Origin of the sequence: Pseudomonas sp. PA1(2017) (assembly GCF_001945375.1) — a bacterium.
Taxonomy (GTDB): domain Bacteria; phylum Pseudomonadota; class Gammaproteobacteria; order Pseudomonadales; family Pseudomonadaceae; genus Aquipseudomonas.
This window is the reverse complement of sequence record NZ_MSXU01000013.1, coordinates 206,418-206,625: the sequence shown is the minus strand read 5'-3', so window position 1 is coordinate 206,625 and position 208 is coordinate 206,418. Positions and strand designations below refer to the sequence as shown.

Annotated in this window: 1 protein-coding gene; it reads left to right on the top strand. The window is 62.0% G+C overall.

All coding sequences use genetic code 11. The annotated features are described in order from the left end of the window. Positions 1 to 208, top strand: a 208-nt coding sequence (locus BVH01_RS25280) for an IS3 family transposase (RefSeq protein WP_218189118.1), incomplete at its 3' end; no start/stop codon positions are given.

Genomic DNA, 208 nt, shown 5'->3' with positions numbered 1-208 from the left:
ATGGCGAATCGGCGTCTGAGCAAGGAGATCCGCGCCATCCACCACGAGGTGAATGGAATCTATGGCCATCGCCGAATCAAGGCCGAGTTGGCGGCCATGGGGTATGTGTGTGGTCGACACCGAGTGGCTCGACTGATGCGCGAAGCCGGTCTGCGCGTTCGTTCGCGTAGGCGCTGGCGGCTGGTTTCCAGCAGTCGTCATGCTCTGC